Source organism: Pseudomonas sp. BN102 (assembly GCF_029871245.1).
Taxonomy (GTDB): domain Bacteria; phylum Pseudomonadota; class Gammaproteobacteria; order Pseudomonadales; family Pseudomonadaceae; genus Metapseudomonas.
Map to the genome: position 1 here is coordinate 55,152 of NZ_SSON01000023.1, position 15,225 is coordinate 70,376.

Annotated in this window: 14 protein-coding genes and 1 pseudogene; 8 read left to right on the forward strand and 7 right to left on the reverse strand. The window is 64.2% G+C overall.

What is annotated here, in order from left to right; all coding sequences use genetic code 11:
- Together E8F12_RS02860 and E8F12_RS02865 are read left to right on the forward strand one after the other, a co-directional pair.
- Nucleotides 1–225, forward strand: a pseudogene (locus E8F12_RS02860) (methyl-accepting chemotaxis protein); the annotation flags it as partial.
- Nucleotides 226–418: 193 nt separating this feature from the next.
- On the forward strand, nt 419–571 hold the full coding sequence (locus E8F12_RS02865; protein ID WP_280323786.1) for a hypothetical protein: 153 nt from the start codon (nt 419–421) through the stop codon (nt 569–571).
- A gap of 190 nt (nt 572–761) precedes the next feature.
- Here the strand turns inward: E8F12_RS02865 and E8F12_RS02870 are convergent, their stop codons facing one another.
- From E8F12_RS02870 to glnT, 7 genes are all read right to left on the reverse strand, one after another.
- The gene (locus E8F12_RS02870) at nt 762–1,103 is read right to left on the reverse strand and encodes a multidrug efflux SMR transporter (protein WP_280323787.1); all 342 of its coding nucleotides are present in this window, start codon (nt 1,101–1,103) and stop codon (nt 762–764) included.
- Between the two features lie 171 nt (nt 1,104–1,274).
- Entirely contained in the window at nt 1,275–1,613 is a 339-nt protein-coding gene (locus E8F12_RS02875) for a P-II family nitrogen regulator (protein ID WP_280323788.1), read from the reverse strand.
- 11 nt (nt 1,614–1,624) lie between these two features.
- Nucleotides 1,625–2,944, reverse strand: coding sequence for an ammonium transporter (locus tag E8F12_RS02880; protein ID WP_280323789.1), 1,320 nt, complete (start codon nt 2,942–2,944; stop codon nt 1,625–1,627).
- A gap of 501 nt (nt 2,945–3,445) precedes the next feature.
- On the reverse strand, nt 3,446–4,768 hold the full coding sequence (locus E8F12_RS02885; protein ID WP_280323790.1) for an FMN-binding glutamate synthase family protein: 1,323 nt from the start codon (nt 4,766–4,768) through the stop codon (nt 3,446–3,448).
- Between the two features lie 20 nt (nt 4,769–4,788).
- Nucleotides 4,789–5,463: a protein glxC gene (locus E8F12_RS02890; protein WP_280323791.1), complete on the reverse strand. Its 675-nt coding sequence runs from the start codon at nt 5,461–5,463 to the stop codon at nt 4,789–4,791.
- 11 nt (nt 5,464–5,474) lie between these two features.
- Nucleotides 5,475–6,374 carry a glutamine amidotransferase family protein gene (locus tag E8F12_RS02895; RefSeq protein WP_280323792.1) on the reverse strand — a complete coding sequence of 300 codons (900 nt, stop codon included), beginning with the start codon at nt 6,372–6,374 and terminating at the stop codon, nt 5,475–5,477.
- Nucleotides 6,375–6,413: 39 nt separating this feature from the next.
- Nucleotides 6,414–7,748, reverse strand: a complete 1,335-nt coding sequence (gene glnT / locus E8F12_RS02900) for a type III glutamate--ammonia ligase (RefSeq protein WP_280323793.1) — start codon at nt 7,746–7,748, stop codon at nt 6,414–6,416.
- 353 nt (nt 7,749–8,101) lie between these two features.
- On the opposite strand from glnT, the gene E8F12_RS02905 reads away from it, so the two are divergent.
- The 6 genes from E8F12_RS02905 to E8F12_RS02930 form a co-directional block, all read left to right on the forward strand.
- A complete protein-coding gene (locus tag E8F12_RS02905; RefSeq protein WP_280323794.1) occupies nt 8,102–8,695 on the forward strand; it encodes a helix-turn-helix domain-containing protein in 594 nt (197 codons plus the stop codon).
- 426 nt (nt 8,696–9,121) lie between these two features.
- The gene (purU, locus tag E8F12_RS02910) at nt 9,122–9,988 is read left to right on the forward strand and encodes a formyltetrahydrofolate deformylase (RefSeq protein ID WP_280323795.1); all 867 of its coding nucleotides are present in this window, start codon (nt 9,122–9,124) and stop codon (nt 9,986–9,988) included.
- Nucleotides 9,985–10,908: a bifunctional methylenetetrahydrofolate dehydrogenase/methenyltetrahydrofolate cyclohydrolase FolD gene (gene folD / locus E8F12_RS02915; protein ID WP_280323796.1), complete on the forward strand. Its 924-nt coding sequence runs from the start codon at nt 9,985–9,987 to the stop codon at nt 10,906–10,908. The genes purU and folD overlap by 4 nt, the downstream gene beginning before the upstream one ends.
- The gene (locus E8F12_RS02920) at nt 10,890–12,131 is read left to right on the forward strand and encodes an FAD-dependent oxidoreductase (RefSeq protein WP_280323797.1); all 1,242 of its coding nucleotides are present in this window, start codon (nt 10,890–10,892) and stop codon (nt 12,129–12,131) included. Before folD ends, E8F12_RS02920 begins: the two co-directional genes overlap by 19 nt.
- An 11-nt stretch (nt 12,132–12,142) precedes the next feature.
- Nucleotides 12,143–12,445 carry a sarcosine oxidase subunit delta gene (locus E8F12_RS02925; protein ID WP_280323798.1) on the forward strand — a complete coding sequence of 101 codons (303 nt, stop codon included), beginning with the start codon at nt 12,143–12,145 and terminating at the stop codon, nt 12,443–12,445.
- The coding region (locus tag E8F12_RS02930) for an FAD-dependent oxidoreductase (protein WP_280323800.1) at nt 12,442–15,225 on the forward strand (2,784 nt) is incomplete at its 3' end. The genes E8F12_RS02925 and E8F12_RS02930, both read left to right, overlap by 4 nt.

The window sequence follows — 15,225 nt, forward strand, 5'->3', positions numbered from 1 at the left end:
CTGCACGAACGCGAGCAAGCGAACATCCAGACCACCTACGGGCAGATCGCCCAGGTCGCTGGAGTGATCCGCGGCATTGCCGAACAGACCAACCTGCTGGCTCTCAATGCCGCCATCGAGGCGGCTCGTGCCGGCGAACAGGGTCGCGGTTTCGCGGTAGTGGCGGACGAAGTTCGCAACCTGGCGCGACGAACCCAGGAATCGGTGCAGCAGATCCAGGCGATGCTGCAGCAACAGCGCTGAGAACAGGACCCAATTTCAGGCGTTACACCTGGGAACTGATGGGAAACGGGGCATTTTCCGCAGGATGCGCCCTGCGCACCGTGTTCGCCGCAACCACCGGTTCGATCCTCTCCGGCGCCATCATCGAGTGTGCACGGATGAGCGCCTTCATCTGAACGCCCGTCTGGACGATGCCGTGGGCGCCTTCACCTTCGCCGATACCCCCACCGTGCTCGGCGTGATCACCATCGTGGTGATCGCCGCCACGCTCTGCGCGCTGGCCGCGACTTTTATCCACGAGAAGCATAGCTACGGCCTGCCGGACGAGAAATTGCCCAATTTGAAGTAGTGCGTTGCGAGCCCCCGGACTGCCCTCCCCCCTGGCCCCTCTCCCACAAGCGGTAGAGGGGTGACTCGCGCCGGCAAACTTTTCGTAGGGTGGATCACGCTTCATCGATCCACCATCGGGACACGACCCGGACGTCGAATGGTGGACATGAAAAGCGATGTTTACCCTAAGGACAAAGGGTACTATCGTCTCAGGCCACCTGCTCCCCACTCACCAGCTTCAACCCGACGATGCCGCCGATGATCATCGCCAGACACAGCCCCCGCATCACGCCCAGTTGCTCGCCCATGAACATGGCCCCGTAGGCCACGGTGCCCAGGGTGCCGATGCCTACCCATACCGCATAGGCCAGGCCCAGTGGCAGCTCGCGCACCGCCAGGCTTAGCAGGTAGATGCTCAACGCCAGGAAAAAGCCGCAATAGATGCTCGGCCAGAGCCGAGTGAAGCCTTCCGTGCGCGGGATGATCGACGCGTACAGCACCTCGCAAAGTCCCGCAAGAATCAGGAATACCCATCCGTTCAACCACGCCATCCTTCACGTCTCCTTCTATTCGATCCCGTGCCACCGCAAAACACTGGCGCTCGCGGCGCACCCTATTCGTCCAGCTCGGGGCCAACAGTAAAGGTCTGCCTTGCGCACTTTTCAGCCCTTCTCAATGAAAGCGCCGACGCAAGGCGTCGGCGCATGGGTACTGCAGTCAATTCACAGCGCGTCTTCGTCCGGCTCCCCGGTGCGGATGCGCACCACGCTTTCCAGATCCTGGACGAACAGCTTGCCGTCGCCGATCTTGCCCGTGTAGGCCGCCTTGAGGATGGCGTCCATGGCGGCCTGGCACAGCGCTTCGCCGACCACCACTTCCAGCTTGATCTTGGGCAGCAGCTCCACCACGTACTCGGCGCCCCGGTAGATCTCGGAATGCCCCTTCTGCCGACCGTAACCCTTGACCTCGGTGACAGTCAGACCGTTGACACCGGCCTCAGTCAGCGCCTCGCGTACGTCGTCCAGGCGAAAGGGTTTGATGATTGCGGTAATGAGCTTCATGGCCACATCCCTCAGCTCGAGTACTTGTAGCCGACTTCGCCGTGGGCGGAGAGGTCCAGCCCGTCCACTTCGGCTTCCTCACCCACGCGCAGTCCGCCGCACAGCGCTGCGGCCACCTTGAAGGCGATCAGGCTGGTCACGGCCGAGAAGAGGATGCTGAACAGCAGCGCTCCGCCGTTGACCAGCAGTTGGTCGAGCAGGTCGCGGCCCTCGGGGAAGCCCTGGCCGCCGATAGCGGCAAGGGCGAATACAGGGGTAAGCAGGCCGCCGAGGATGCCGGCAACGCCATGCACGCCGAACACGTCGAAGGCGTCGTCCAGGCCGATCATCGGCTTGAGCTTGTCCACCGACCAGACGCACACAGGACCGGCGATCAGGCCGAGCAGGATGGCGCCCATGGGACCGACATAGCCGCACGCCGGGGTGATCGCCACCAATCCGGCGATGGCTCCGGAAACCGCGCCGAACAGGCTCGGTCGGCCACGGTGCTGCCACTCCACCAGCATCCATCCCAGCGCACCGGCGCAGCTGGCAAGCATAGTGTTGACCATCACTAGCATGGCGAAGCCGTTGGCTGCCAGCGCACAGCCGCCACAGAAACCCAGCCAGCCCACCCACAGCAGCGAACCGCCGGTAAGGGTCATGGTCATGTTATGCGGGGCCAGGGCCGGAGTGCCGAAATCGCGCCGGCGGCCGAGCAGCCAGGCGCCCACCAGGGAGGCGATGCCCACGTTCAGGTGCACCACGTTGCCGCCGGCGAAGTCCTGCACGCCGAGGTTGAACACCCAGCCACCGCCCCAGGCCATGTGCGCCATGGGGATGTAGTTGATGGTCAGCCATACCGCCATGAACACCATGACCGCGGCGAACTTCATGCGCTCGGCGAATGCGCCGACGATGATCGCCGGGGTGATGGCGGCAAACAGCAGCATGAACAGGAAGTAGAGGTATTCAGGAATGGTGCCGACCACGGAGTCCTTGGTGATGCCGACCATGAACAGCTTGTCGAAGCCACCGATCACTGCCTGCAGAGAGCCGCCGTCGGTGAAGGTCAGGCTGTAGCCGTAAATGGCGAAGAGCACTGACATCAGCGAGGCGGTGCAGAATACCTGCATGAGGATTGACAGCACGTTCTTGGTCCGCGCCATGCCGCCGTAGAACAGCGCCAGGCCGGGCAAGGTCATCAGCAGCACCACCAGCGAGCAGAGCGCCACGAAAGCGGTATCGCCGCTGTTGATCGCCGGCGGCGCCTCGTCCGCCCAGGCGGCGACACTGCCCAACAGAAGGGAAAGGCCCAACATACCGCGGCCCACATGTGAAAACCGGATCATTGCCTGTTGCCTCCAACCGACGGGGATTCGGCCGGCCCGCTGTCGGAAAGACAGACCGGCGTGAAAGCGCCCTCAGGAGGAAGAGGCCGAGCCAGCACCTTTCTTCCTGTAGGGCAATTTTATTTCCCTACAGGCATAGCAATTGGCCTGCCAAGGTTGCAGCATCCGCTTTCATTTTTACTAAGTGATTGAATGGAAAGCGCTTTACTTGGCAGGCTGGTGCGGTGCCGCATGAGCCGGGCAATTCATTGCGCATTTTCTTGGTGCGAATTTGATTTTCCTGCCAATCAATATGGCAGCAGGATCACTAGGATGGTGCCGGGAGCGAGGGTCAGCGCCCGGCCCGACCTCTAGCACTGGAGCACTGTAGGTTGGGCTGAGCTACGCGAAGCCCAACGATCAATGGTGGGCGTGAAAGACGGTGCCTACGAAACTTCGGTGTGTGGGGCAATAGAAAAAGGCCGGCGATCACTCGCCGGCCCTTTTGCACCGCCGTTGGGATCAGTAACCCTGACCCGGAATCCAGCTGGTACCAGCCAGCGGGACGCGGGCCATGGCAGCGGCCTCCACGGTCAGGGCCACCAGGTCCTCAGGGTCGAGGTTGTGCAGGTGGGACTTGCCGCAGGCCCGCGCCATGGTCTGCGCTTCCAGTACCAGTACGCGCAGGTAGTTGGCCAGGCGGCGGCCGGCTTCCACCGGGTCCAGGCGCTTGGACAGCTCCGGGTCCTGGGTGGTGATGCCCGCCGGGTCGCGGCCGTTCTGCCAGTCGTCGTAGTAGCCGGCGGCGGAGCCGATCTTCTTCAGCTCATCGTCCAGGCGCGGGTGGTTGTCGCCCAGCGCCACCAGGGCCGCGGTGCCGATGGCGACAGCGTCGGCACCCATGGCCATGGCCTTGGCCACGTCGGCGCCGTTGCGGATGCCGCCGGAGACGATCAGCTGCACCTTGCGGTGCATGCCCATCTCCTGCAGGGCCTGCACGGCTTGCGGAATGGCCGGGAGGATCGGGATGCCCACGTGCTCGATGAACACTTCCTGGGTGGCTGCGGTGCCGCCCTGCATACCGTCGAGGACGATCACGTCGGCGCCGGCCTTCACCGCCAGCTTGACGTCGTAGTACGGGCGGCTGGCGCCGATCTTCACGTAGATGGGTTTTTCCCAATCGGTGATTTCGCGCAACTCGGCGATCTTGATCGCCAGGTCGTCCGGGCCGGTCCAGTCCGGGTGACGGCAGGCGCTGCGCTGATCGACGCCGATGGGCAGGGTACGCATGCCGGCGACGCGCTCGGTCACCTTCATGCCCAGCAGCATGCCGCCGCCGCCCGGCTTGGCGCCCTGGCCGAGGACGATCTCGATGGCGTCGGCCTTGCGCAGGTCATCCGGGTTCATGCCATAGCGCGACGGCAAGTACTGGTAGACCAGATGCTGCGACTGGCCGCGCTCTTCCGGGGTCATGCCGCCGTCACCGGTGGTGGTGCTGGTGCCGGCGATGCTGGCGCCACGGCCGAGGGCTTCCTTGGCGTTGGCGGACAGCGCGCCGAAGCTCATGCCGGCGATAGTCACCGGGATCTTCAGGTGAATCGGCTTCTTGGCGAAGCGGGTACCCAGCACGACGTCGGTGCCGCACTTCTCGCGATAGCCTTCCAGCGGGTAGCGGGATACGGAAGCGCCCAGCAGCAGTAGGTCGTCGAAGTGCGGCAGCCTGCGCTTGGTGCCACCGCCACGGATGTCATAGATGCCGGTTTCGGCGGCACGCTGGATTTCCTGGATGGTCAGGCGGTCGAAGGTGGCGGATTCGCGCAGCACCGCAGTGTGTTTTTCGCTCATGGAATTGTCCTCGCTGCGGATCAGTACGCGGATGCGTTATCGACTTTGAAGTTGTACAGCTGGCGAGCCGAGCCGTAGCGCTTGAAGCTGGCCGGGTCTTCGTCGAAGCCGGCGCGGTTGAGCAGTTCCTGCAGTTCTTCAAGGTGCTCGGCGCGCATCTGTTTCTCGACGCAGTCCGACCCCAGGGACTTCACGGTGCCCTTCACATAGATGCGGGTTTCGTAGAGCGAATCGCCCAGCGCGTCGCCGGCATCGCCACAGACCACCAGGCGCCCGGCCTGGGCCATGAAGCAACTCATGTGGCCGATGCTGCCGCCGACCACGATGTCGACGCCCTTCATGGAGATGCCGCAGCGCGCGCCGGCATCGCCCTCGATTACCAGCAGCCCGCCGTGGGCGGTGGCACCAGCGGCCTGGGACGCACTGCCCTTCACCCGCACCGAGCCGGACATCATGTTCTCGGCCACGCCGACGCCGACGTTGCCGTGCACGGTGACGCTGGCCTTCTGGTTCATGCCCGCGCAGTAGTAGCCCGCATGACCCTGGATATCGATGCTCACGGCCTGGCTCACGCCCACGGCCAGGTTGTGCTTGCCGTCCGGATGGGTCACCACCCATTCGCGGTCCTGCATTTCGCCGTGCAGGGACTGGTTCAGTTCACGCACCGAGGCGCTGGAAAGATCGATGGTTTTCATATGGATGCTCCTCAGGCACGTTCCCAGATGTACATGGTTGCCGGTTCCGGCTCCCAGACCTTGGCCTTGTCGATCCCTGGCAGGCTGGCCAGGGCCTGGTACTCCGAGGCCATGGCCACGTAGTCGTCGGTTTCGGCGAGGATCGCCGGCTTGCAGGCGATCGGGTCGCGGATCACCGCGAAGCCGTTGCGGGTGCCGATGGCGAAGGTGAAGAAGCCGTCGAGGTCTTCCAGGGAGTGGTCCAGCGCCTCTTTCAGGCTGTCACCCTGTTGCAGGCGCCAGGTCAGGTAGCCGGCGGCGACTTCGGTGTCATTCTCGGTTTCGAAGGTGATGCCCTGGCGCTTGAGTTCCTGGCGCAGGCGCGAATGGTTGGACAGCGAGCCGTTGTGCACCAGGCAGAGGTCGGCGCCGGTGGAGAACGGGTGGCTGCCTTCCATGGTCACCGCGCTTTCGGTGGCCATGCGCGTGTGGCCGATGATGTGGCTGCCCTTCATGCTCGCGAGGCCAAAGCGCTCGGAGATTTCCTTCGGCAGGCCCATGCCCTTAAGGATTTCGATGCTCTGGCCGGCGCTCATGATGCGCACCTCAGGAGCGAGGTCAGCGAGGGCGGCGCGCACGCGCTCTTCGTCGCAGTTGACCTTGAGCACGGCGGCGCTGGCGTTCTGGAACCAGTCCAGAGAGCAGCCGAGGCGGCCTTCAAGGGCGCTCATCAGGTGCTTCCAGCCGTAATCGGCATCGATGGCCTGCAGGGTCAGCTTGACCCAGCCGTCGGCCACTTCATCGCCGTAGATGGCAAAGCCGGCGCTGTCCGGACCACGGTCGGTCATGGCTTCGAGCATGGGTTCGAACAGTTTGCCGAGCTGGCCTTCCAGCTCGGGCTTCTTCAGGTAAAGACCTACGATTCCGCACATGGCATGTCTCCTCGGGGCAGGTAAATGGGCGAAGGGTTTTCAGAAGAATTCGGTGTACCGCTGGATCTCCCAGTCGGAGACGTGTCGGCTGTACTCCACCCACTCCATGCGCTTCTGCTTGATGAACTCGTCGACGATCTCCGGCCCGAGCACCTCGCGGAACAGCGGGTCGGCCTCCAGGGCGTCCGTGGCTTCCTTGAGCGACTGCGGCAGGGTCTTGATGCCGCGTGCGGCGATCTCTTCGAGGCTCAGGTTGTAGAGGTTCTCGTTGCAGACGGTGTCCGGCTCCAGCTGGCGGTCGATACCGTCGAGACCGGCGGCGATGATCGCGGCGGTCACCAGGTACGGGTTGCAGCCGGCATCTGGCAGGCGGAACTCCAAGCGGCCGTAGGGCACACGCACCATGGCCGAGCGGTTGTTGGCGCCGAAAGCGATGAAGGCCGGCGCCCAGGTGGCGCCGGACAGCGAGCGGCCCACCACCAGGCGCTTGTAGGAGTTGACCGTGGGCGCAGCAAAGGCGCACAGGGCCGGGCCGTGGGCCAGCAAGCCGGCGGCGAAGTGGTAGGCCAGCCTGGACAGGCCCATGCCGCTGGGATCGTTCGGGTCGTGGAAGAGGTTCTTGTTGCTGGCGCTGGCGATCGACAGGTGGAAGTGCATGCCGTTGCCGGCGCGCTTCGGATCGGGCTTGGGCATGAAGGAGCAGATCATGCCCATGTCGTTGGCGATCTCGCCGGCGGCCATGCGGAAGAAGGTGAAGCGGTCCGCCGATTCCATAGCGTCGCTGTAGGTGTAGTTGATCTCGAACTGGCCGTTCGCGTCTTCGTGGTCGATCTGGTAGATGTCGAAGCCCACCGGTTGCAGGGCTTCGGTCAGGCGCTCGAGGAACTCGCGGGAGCGCGACAGGCCTTTGTAGTCGTAGCAGGGCTTGTCCAGGTTGTCGGTGGCGTCCACCAGTTGCAGCTTGCCGTCAGCGCCACGGCGGAACAGGCTGAATTCCGGCTCCAGGCCGGTGTTCAGGGTCCAGCCCTTGTCGGAGAGACGCTGGACCTGTTGTTGCAGCACGTAACGGGTGTCGTAGGACCAGGGTTTGCCTTCCACATGACCGATGCACACCACCCGGCCGTAGCCCGGCTGCCAGGGCACCGGAATCAGGGTGGAGAGGTCGCCACGCGCCATGAAGTCCGGACCATGGGGCTCCATGCCCATGCCGCAGATGGCGAATCCGGCGAATCCGGCGCCATCCTCGGCCACCGCCTTGAGGCCGGAGACCGGCACGGACTTGGTCTTCGCGGCGCCGTGGATATCGACGAACTGGGCCAGCACGTACTTGATGCCGTGCTGGTCGATGATGCGCTGCGTTTCAGTTGGCAACATGAGTCTTCACTCCTGGAAAAGGGCAAGGCGGTCGTGGGATGGCAGGCGATCAAGGACAGACCGGCGCACGACTGCCGGGGTCCGGATCGTCTGAATGAGCAGGTGGCGGTCGGGTTCTTTCATTGAATTCCACACAGGAAATTTAGTTTCCCATCAGGAATGCAAGCAGCTTGCCAATCTGAAATGCGCGGGGAGGAAGAACTCGGCTTTGCGCCGATCTACTGTTTATATGGGAAAATCCTTTTCACTGTGGGAAAGTCCCGTGTCGCCATCCGGAGCGGGACGCCCGGACTCGCACTTTCTCAGTGCGAAAAATAATTTCTTGAACTGAAATCGTGCAGGACTCACCGCCCATGAACACCGAGCCCCCTCCCCGCCTCCGCCTCGAGCAGTACCTGGGCATGCAGATCAAGCGCCAGCGCCAGGCGCAGGAACTGAAGCTGGCGGATGTAGCGCGTATCGCCGGGATCAGTCAGGGCATGCTGAGCAAGATCGAGAACGCCCAGGTCTCCACCAGCCTGGATACCTTGAGCCGCCTGTGCGACGTGCTGGGCATGCCGATGTCCAAGCTGTTCAGCCAGTACGACCAGCCCGACGGCAATGCCATCCTGGTGAAGGCGGGCGAAGGCATGGAGGTGGTCCGTCGCGGCACCGAGAAGGGCCACACCTACCACCTGCTCAACCACACCCGTGGGCCGAAGAAGAACTTTGAGGCCTACATGGTCAGCATGGATGACGCCAGCGAGGAGTTCCCCACCTTCGCCCACCCCGGCACCGAATTCCTCCATCTGCTGGAGGGTGAACTGGTATATCGCCACGGCAACCAGCTCTACCACATGCAGGCTGGCGACAGCCTGACCTTCGACGGCGACGTGCCCCACGGCCCGGAGAAGCTGCTGCAGGTACCGATCCGCTTGTTGTCGGTGATGAACTATGGGAATGAGTGAGGGCCCAGCTCCCCTCTATACCGTGCTTTCTCCCGCTGGCGAGGGAAGGCACTTCATTCAAGCCAAGCCAGCTTCCAAGCCTCGTTTAACGCCGAGCGACCGGTGAACTCAATCTCAACCGTCGCGAGCCGCCCTCTCCCATTCAGACGCGGGGTTGAGAGTAGCGGTGTTCCCGTGCACCCGCCCATGCCTCCCCCTCTCTAAGCCCTCTCCCGCATGCGGGAGAGGGGTCAAACCGGCCAAACTTTCCTGCCACGATAAAAATTTTCCCAACTGGCTAGACCTGCACTCTCGCTTCGCCTATAAAAGCGCCAAAGGAAACTTTTATTCCCAACAGTAAAAATATCTTCGCGGATGAAACTTCGTTTCACCCTTGAAGATTTTCGCCTTTCGATGAGCTGCCGCCACTCCAACCGAGGACCAGACATGCAACACGCTACTAGCCACTACATCCTCAAGATCAGCTGCCCGGCCACGTCCGGCATCGTCGCGGCGGTGACCACCTACCTGGCGGAGAAGGGTTGCTACATCAGCGAGATGTCGCAGTTCGACGACGACACCAGCGGCCGCTTCTTCATGCGCGCGGTATTCCGCTTCAACGACCAGTACGAGGGCGACATCGACGAAGTCGAGCAGGGCTTCGACGCGGTGGCCCGCCGCTTCGAGATGGACTGGACCCTGCACGGCACCACCCAGCCCATGCGCGTGCTGCTGATGGTGAGCAAGTACGACCACTGCCTGTCCGACCTCCTCTATCGCCATCACAAGGGCGAGATGGACATGCAGATCACCGCCATCGTCTCCAACCATCTCGACCTGCGCCCCATGGCCGAGCGCGAGGGTATCCGCTTCATCTACTTGCCGGTGACCAAGGACACCAAGGCCCAGCAGGAAGCGGCGCTGATGCAGATCGTCGACGAGACCCGGACCGAACTGGTGGTGCTCGCCCGCTACATGCAGATCCTCTCCGATGACCTGTGCAAGCAACTCTCGGGCCGGGCCATCAACATCCACCACTCCTTCCTGCCCGGGTTCAAGGGCGCCAAGCCCTATCACCAGGCCTACGAACGCGGCGTGAAGCTGATTGGTGCCACCGCCCACTACGTGACATCGGACCTCGACGAAGGCCCGATCATCGAGCAGGAAGTTCAGCGCGTGGACCACGCCTACCTGCCCGACGACCTGGTTGCCGTGGGTCGTGATACCGAAACCGTGGCCCTATCCAAGGCGGTGAAGTACCACTTGGAGCACCGGGTCTTCCTCAATGGCGACCGCACGGTGATCTTCCGGTGAACACTCAAGCCCCCATCAAACTGATCGATGGCAAGGCCGCCGCTACCCGCGTGCTGGCCGAAGTGGCCCTCGAGGTGCGAGACATGAAGGCCAGCGGCATCGCCCCGGCACTGGCCGTGGTGCTGGTGGGTCAGGACCCGGCCAGCCAGGTCTACGTGCGCAACAAGGTACTGCGGGCCGAGGAATGCGGCATCCGCTCCCTGGAGCACAAGCTGCCGGCGGACACCGCCGAAGCCGACCTGCTGGACCTGATCCACAATCTCAATGCCAATGCCTCGGTGCACGGCATCCTGGTGCAGCTGCCGCTGCCGGCGCATATCGACGAGACCCGCGTACTGCAGGCCATCGACCCGCTGAAGGACGTCGATGGTTTCCACGCCGAGAACGTCGGCGGCCTCAGCCAGGGCCGCGAGGTGCTCACACCCTGCACCCCAGCCGGTTGCCTGCGCCTGCTGCAGGACACCTGCGGCGACCTTTCCGGCAAGCACGCAGTGGTCATCGGCCGTTCCAACATCGTCGGCAAACCCATGGCCGCTTTGCTGCTCAAGGCCCACTGCTCGGTGACCGTGGTGCATTCGAGAAGCGCCAACCTGCGCGAGCTCTGTCGCCAGGCCGACATAGTCGTCGCCGCCGTCGGCCGTCCGCGCCTGGTGGATGCCGACTGGCTGAAACCCGGCGCCGTGGTCATCGATGTGGGCATCAACCGCATCGAGGAAGGCGGCCGCTCGAAGCTGGTCGGTGACGTGGACTTCGACAGCGCCCTCACACGCGCCGCCGCCATCACCCCGGTGCCGGGCGGCGTCGGCCCCATGACCATCGCCTACCTGATGAAGAACACCCTGGCCGCGGCGCGCCTCCAGCACCCGGCTCCATCCACTGCTGCCCAGTTCCCGGAGGCGCCATGCCCTTCAATCTCCTGAAATACGGCCTGAGCTCCGAATACCCGGTGGAGGTAGACCTGCCGCCGCCCACCGACCTCAAGCCGGCCTACGACGTGGTCATCATCGGCGGCGGCGGTCACGGCCTGGCCATCGCCTACTACCTGTCCAAGTACCACGGCATCACCAATGTCGCCGTGCTGGAGAAGTCCTACCTGGGCGGCGGCAACACCGCGCGCAACACGGCGGTGATCCGTTCCAACTACCTCACCTCCGAAGGCGTCCGCTTCTATGCCGAGTCGGTGAAGATGTTCCAGAACCTCTCCAACGAGTTCGACTTCAACATCATGTATTCCGAGCGTGGCCAGCTCACTTTGGCCCACACGGATGCCACAGTGCGCGCCTTCCGCCAGCGCGCCGAAGTGAACAAGCACTTCGGTGGCCGCACCGAGATGATCGATCGCCAGCAGATCCGCGAACTGGTACCGACCCTCAACCTCGACCCCTGCCACCTGCCGGTGCTCGCCGGCCTCTGGCACATCGACGGCGCCACCGCCCGCCACGACGCCGTGGCCTGGGGCTACGCCAAGCAGGCAGCCAAACGCGGGGTGGAAATCCACCAGCTCACCGAAGTGCAGGACCTGATCATCGAGAACGGCCGCATCACCGCCGTGAGAACCAATCGCGGCACGGTGAAATGCGGCTGCGCGGTGCAGGCCATCGCCGGCCACAGCTCGCTGATGCTGGCCAAGGCGGGCATCCGTGCGCCGATCCACACCTACCCGCTGCAGGCCATGGTGACCCAGCCGTTCAAGCCCTTCCTCGACCCGCTGGTGAGCTCCTCCGCCCTGCACTGCTACGTGCAGCAGACCAGCCGTGGCGAGATCGTCTTCGGTGGCGGCTCCGACCCCTACCCGCTGTACAACACCCGCTCGACCCTGGACCTGAAGGAAAGCCTGCTGGCCCACGCCATCGAGATGTTCCCCTTCATGGCCAACGCCAAGCTGATGCGCCAGTGGGCCGGGATCACCGACATGACCCCGGACTACAGCCCGATCATGGGCCTGTCGCCGGTGCAGAACTATTACCTCGATGCCGGCTGGGGCACCTGGGGCTTCAAGTCCACGCCCATCTGCGGCAAGACCATGGCCGAACTGGTGGCCAGCGGCGGCAAGGTTCCGGACCTGATCAAGCCCTTCGCCCTGGAGCGTTTCAGCACCTTCCAACAGGTCAACGAGATGGGCGCCACGGCGGCCAGCCACTAAGGGGAACCACCATGAAGATCATGAACTGTCCGCTCAACGGCCCCCGAAACATCAGCGAATTCACCTACGGCGGCGAGTTCAAGCAGATGCCCGATCCGGCCACCTGCACCGACGCCGAATGGGCCGATTACGTGTTCAACAGCGACAACATCGCCGGCGTGGTCCGCGAGTGGTGGCTGCACAACGCGTCCAGCTACTGGTTCCTCGTCGAACGCCATACGGTCACCGACCAGATCATTCGCACCTTCGACCCGAAGGAACTCTTCACCCAGCGGGTCGAATTCGCCCCGCACACCCAGGAGATCGCCGGATGAGCCAGCCCAGCCGCCTCCCCGCCCCCATGGGCCTGCTGATCGACCGCGACCAGCCATTGGCCTTCGATTTCGACGGCACCGCCTACCAGGGTTTTGCCGGCGACAGCATCGCCAGCGCCCTGCTCGCCAACGGCCGCTGGCTGCTCTCGCGCTCGTTCAAGTACCACCGCCCGCGCGGCCCGCTGACCATGGCCGGACAGGACGCCAACACCCTGGTGCAGCTGCCTGACGAGCCCAACGTGCTGGCCGATGCGCAGAGGATTCGCTCAGGGCTCAGCGTCACCGCGCAGAACGTCAACGGCTCGCTGGACAACGACCGCGACGCCTACCTCGGCAAGTTCTCGAAGTTCATGCCGGTGGGCTTTTATTACCGCTCCTTCTACAAGCCCAAAGGCATGTGGAAGGTCTGGGAACCGCTGATCCGCAAGAAGGCCGGACTCGGCGTGCTCGACCTCAACTTCAAGCCGCAGTACTACGACAAGGCCTATCTGTTCGTGGATGTGGCCATCGTCGGCGCCGGTCCCGCCGGCCTTTCCGCCGCCCTCACCGCCGCCAATGCCGGCGCCAAGGTGCTGCTGATTGAGCAGCAACCGGTGCTCGGTGGCTCGCTGACCTACGCGCGCTTCGACGTGGAAGGCCGCCGTGCCGACATCCTGCGCCGCGAGCTGGTGGCCGCCGTTGAAGGTAACGCCAATATCCAGGTGCTGAAGGAAGCCACCTGCAACGCCTGGTTCACTGAGAACTACCTGCCGGTGATCCAGGGCCGCCGCATGTACAAGGTGCGGGCGAAGCAGTGCATCGTCAGTGCCGGCTCGTTCGACCAGCCGGTGGTGTTCCGCAATAACGACCTGCCTGGCGTCATGCTCTCCAGCGCCGCCCAGCGCCTAATGAAGCTCTACGCGGTGAAGCCCGGTAAGCGCGCCGTGGTGCTCACCGGCAACGATGACGGCTACCTCGCCGCCCTCGACCTCGCCGAGCAGGGCGTACAGGTCGCGGCCCTAGTGGACATGCGCCAGCAGCCCGCCGATGCCACGCTGAAAATCGCCGTGGAGAAACAGGGCATCCCCTGCCACCTCGGCAGCGCCGTCTATGAGGCACTGCACGAGAAAGGCATGCGCCATGTCAGCGGCGTGGATATCCGCCGCATCACCGCCCAGGGCCAGGTGGCCGAACACAGCCTGCAACTTTCTTGCGACCTGCTGTGCATGTCCGCCGGCTACATGCCCGTGTACCAGTTGCTCTGCCAGGCCGGTGGAAAGCTGGCCTATGACGAGCAGCGTGCCGAGTTCGCCATCAGCGGCCTGCCGGAAGGGCTGGGCGTCGCCGGGTCGGTGAACGGTCGCCACAGCCTGGACAACGTGCTACTGGATGGCGCCCGCGTTGCTGCACGCGCTACCGAAGCCCTCGGCCTGGACGTCGGAATCGGTGAAGCCGAGTTCAATGGCGAGGCGCGGGTCAACTTCGACTGGCCGATTTTCCCCCATCCCAAAGGCAAGGATTTCGTCGACTTCGACGAGGACCTGCAGGTGCGCGATATCGTCAACGCCACCCGTATCGGCTACCGCGACGTGCAACTGGTGAAGCGCTTCTCCACCGTCGGCATGGGCCCGTCCCAGGGCCGCCACTCGGCGCTACCCACCGCACGCCTGGTAGCCCAGGCTACCCGCCGCAGCATCAGCGAAACCGGCGTGACCACCGCCCGCCCGCCCTTCGAGGCGGAGAAGCTTGCCCACGTCGCCGGCCGCGCTTTCGACCCGTACCGTCAGACTGCGATGCACAGCCGCCATGTGGCTGCCGGCGCCAAGCTGATGCCGGCAGGCATCTGGCAGCGCCCGGCGTTCTACGGCAAGGCCGAGGACCGCGAACGCTGCATGCAGGAAGAAGCGCGCCATGTGCGCGAGAAAGTCGGCCTGATCGACGTCTCGACCCTGGGCGGCCTCGACGTGCGCGGACCGGACGCCGCCGAATTGCTGGAACGCATCTACACCCTGCCGTTCAAGAAGCAGCCGGTGGCACGCACGCGCTACGCGCTGATGACCAACGAGCACGGCGTAGTGATCGACGACGGTGTTTGCGCGCGCCTGGCCGACAACCACTTCTACGTCACCGCCACCACCAGCGGCGTGGACCGCATCTACCAGCAGATGCTCAAGTGGAACGCCCAGTGGCGCCTCAATGTGGACATCGCCAACGTCACCGCTGCCCTGGCTGCGGTGAACCTGGCCGGGCCGCTGTCGCGCCAGGTGCTGGAGAAGCTCTGCGAGGACGTCGACCTGTCCGCCGAAGGCTTCCCCTACCTCGCCGTGCGCACCGGCACCGTGGCCGGTATTCCGGCGCGGCTGATGCGAGTCGGCTTCGTCGGTGAACTGGGATACGAAATCCACGTCCCCGCCCGTCACGGCGGCAAGCTGTGGGACGCGCTGATGGCCGCCGGCACCGAGTTCGGCATTCGTCCCTTCGGCGTCGAGACCCAGCGCCTCCTGCGCCTGGAAAAGGGCCACGTGATCATCAGTCAGGACACCGACGGCATGACCCATCCGGGCGAGATCGACATGGAATGGGCCATCGGCCGCAAGAAGGCCTTCTTCGTCGGCAAGCGCTCCATCGAGATCCTTGAAGCGCAACCGCTGAAGCGCAAGCTGGTGGGCTTCAGCCTGCCGAAGGGCAGCCCGCAGCCGCTGGAGGGCCACCTGGTACTCAAGGGGTCGGACATCAGCGGCAACGTCACCTCCTGCGAGTTCTCCGCCACCCTCGGCCATATCATCGGCCTGGCCTACGCC

What these genes read in the sequence shown, in the direction of transcription:
- E8F12_RS02870 (WP_280323787.1), bottom strand. Translation starts at nt 1,103, where the DNA reads ATGGCGTGGTTGAACGGATGGGTATTCCTGATTCTTGCGGGACTTTGC.
- E8F12_RS02875 (WP_280323788.1), bottom strand. Translation starts at nt 1,613, where the DNA reads ATGAAGCTCATTACCGCAATCATCAAACCCTTTCGCCTGGACGACGTA.
- E8F12_RS02880 (WP_280323789.1), bottom strand. Translation starts at nt 2,944, where the DNA reads ATGATCCGGTTTTCACATGTGGGCCGCGGTATGTTGGGCCTTTCCCTT.
- E8F12_RS02885 (WP_280323790.1), bottom strand. Translation starts at nt 4,768, where the DNA reads ATGAGCGAAAAACACACTGCGGTGCTGCGCGAATCCGCCACCTTCGAC.
- E8F12_RS02890 (WP_280323791.1), bottom strand. Translation starts at nt 5,463, where the DNA reads ATGAAAACCATCGATCTTTCCAGCGCCTCGGTGCGTGAACTGAACCAG.
- E8F12_RS02895 (WP_280323792.1), bottom strand. Translation starts at nt 6,374, where the DNA reads ATGTGCGGAATCGTAGGTCTTTACCTGAAGAAGCCCGAGCTGGAAGGC.
- glnT (WP_280323793.1), bottom strand. Translation starts at nt 7,748, where the DNA reads ATGTTGCCAACTGAAACGCAGCGCATCATCGACCAGCACGGCATCAAG.
- E8F12_RS02905 (WP_280323794.1), top strand. Translation starts at nt 8,102, where the DNA reads ATGAACACCGAGCCCCCTCCCCGCCTCCGCCTCGAGCAGTACCTGGGC.
- purU (WP_280323795.1), top strand. Translation starts at nt 9,122, where the DNA reads ATGCAACACGCTACTAGCCACTACATCCTCAAGATCAGCTGCCCGGCC.
- E8F12_RS02920 (WP_280323797.1), top strand. Translation starts at nt 10,890, where the DNA reads ATGCCCTTCAATCTCCTGAAATACGGCCTGAGCTCCGAATACCCGGTG.
- E8F12_RS02925 (WP_280323798.1), top strand. Translation starts at nt 12,143, where the DNA reads ATGAAGATCATGAACTGTCCGCTCAACGGCCCCCGAAACATCAGCGAA.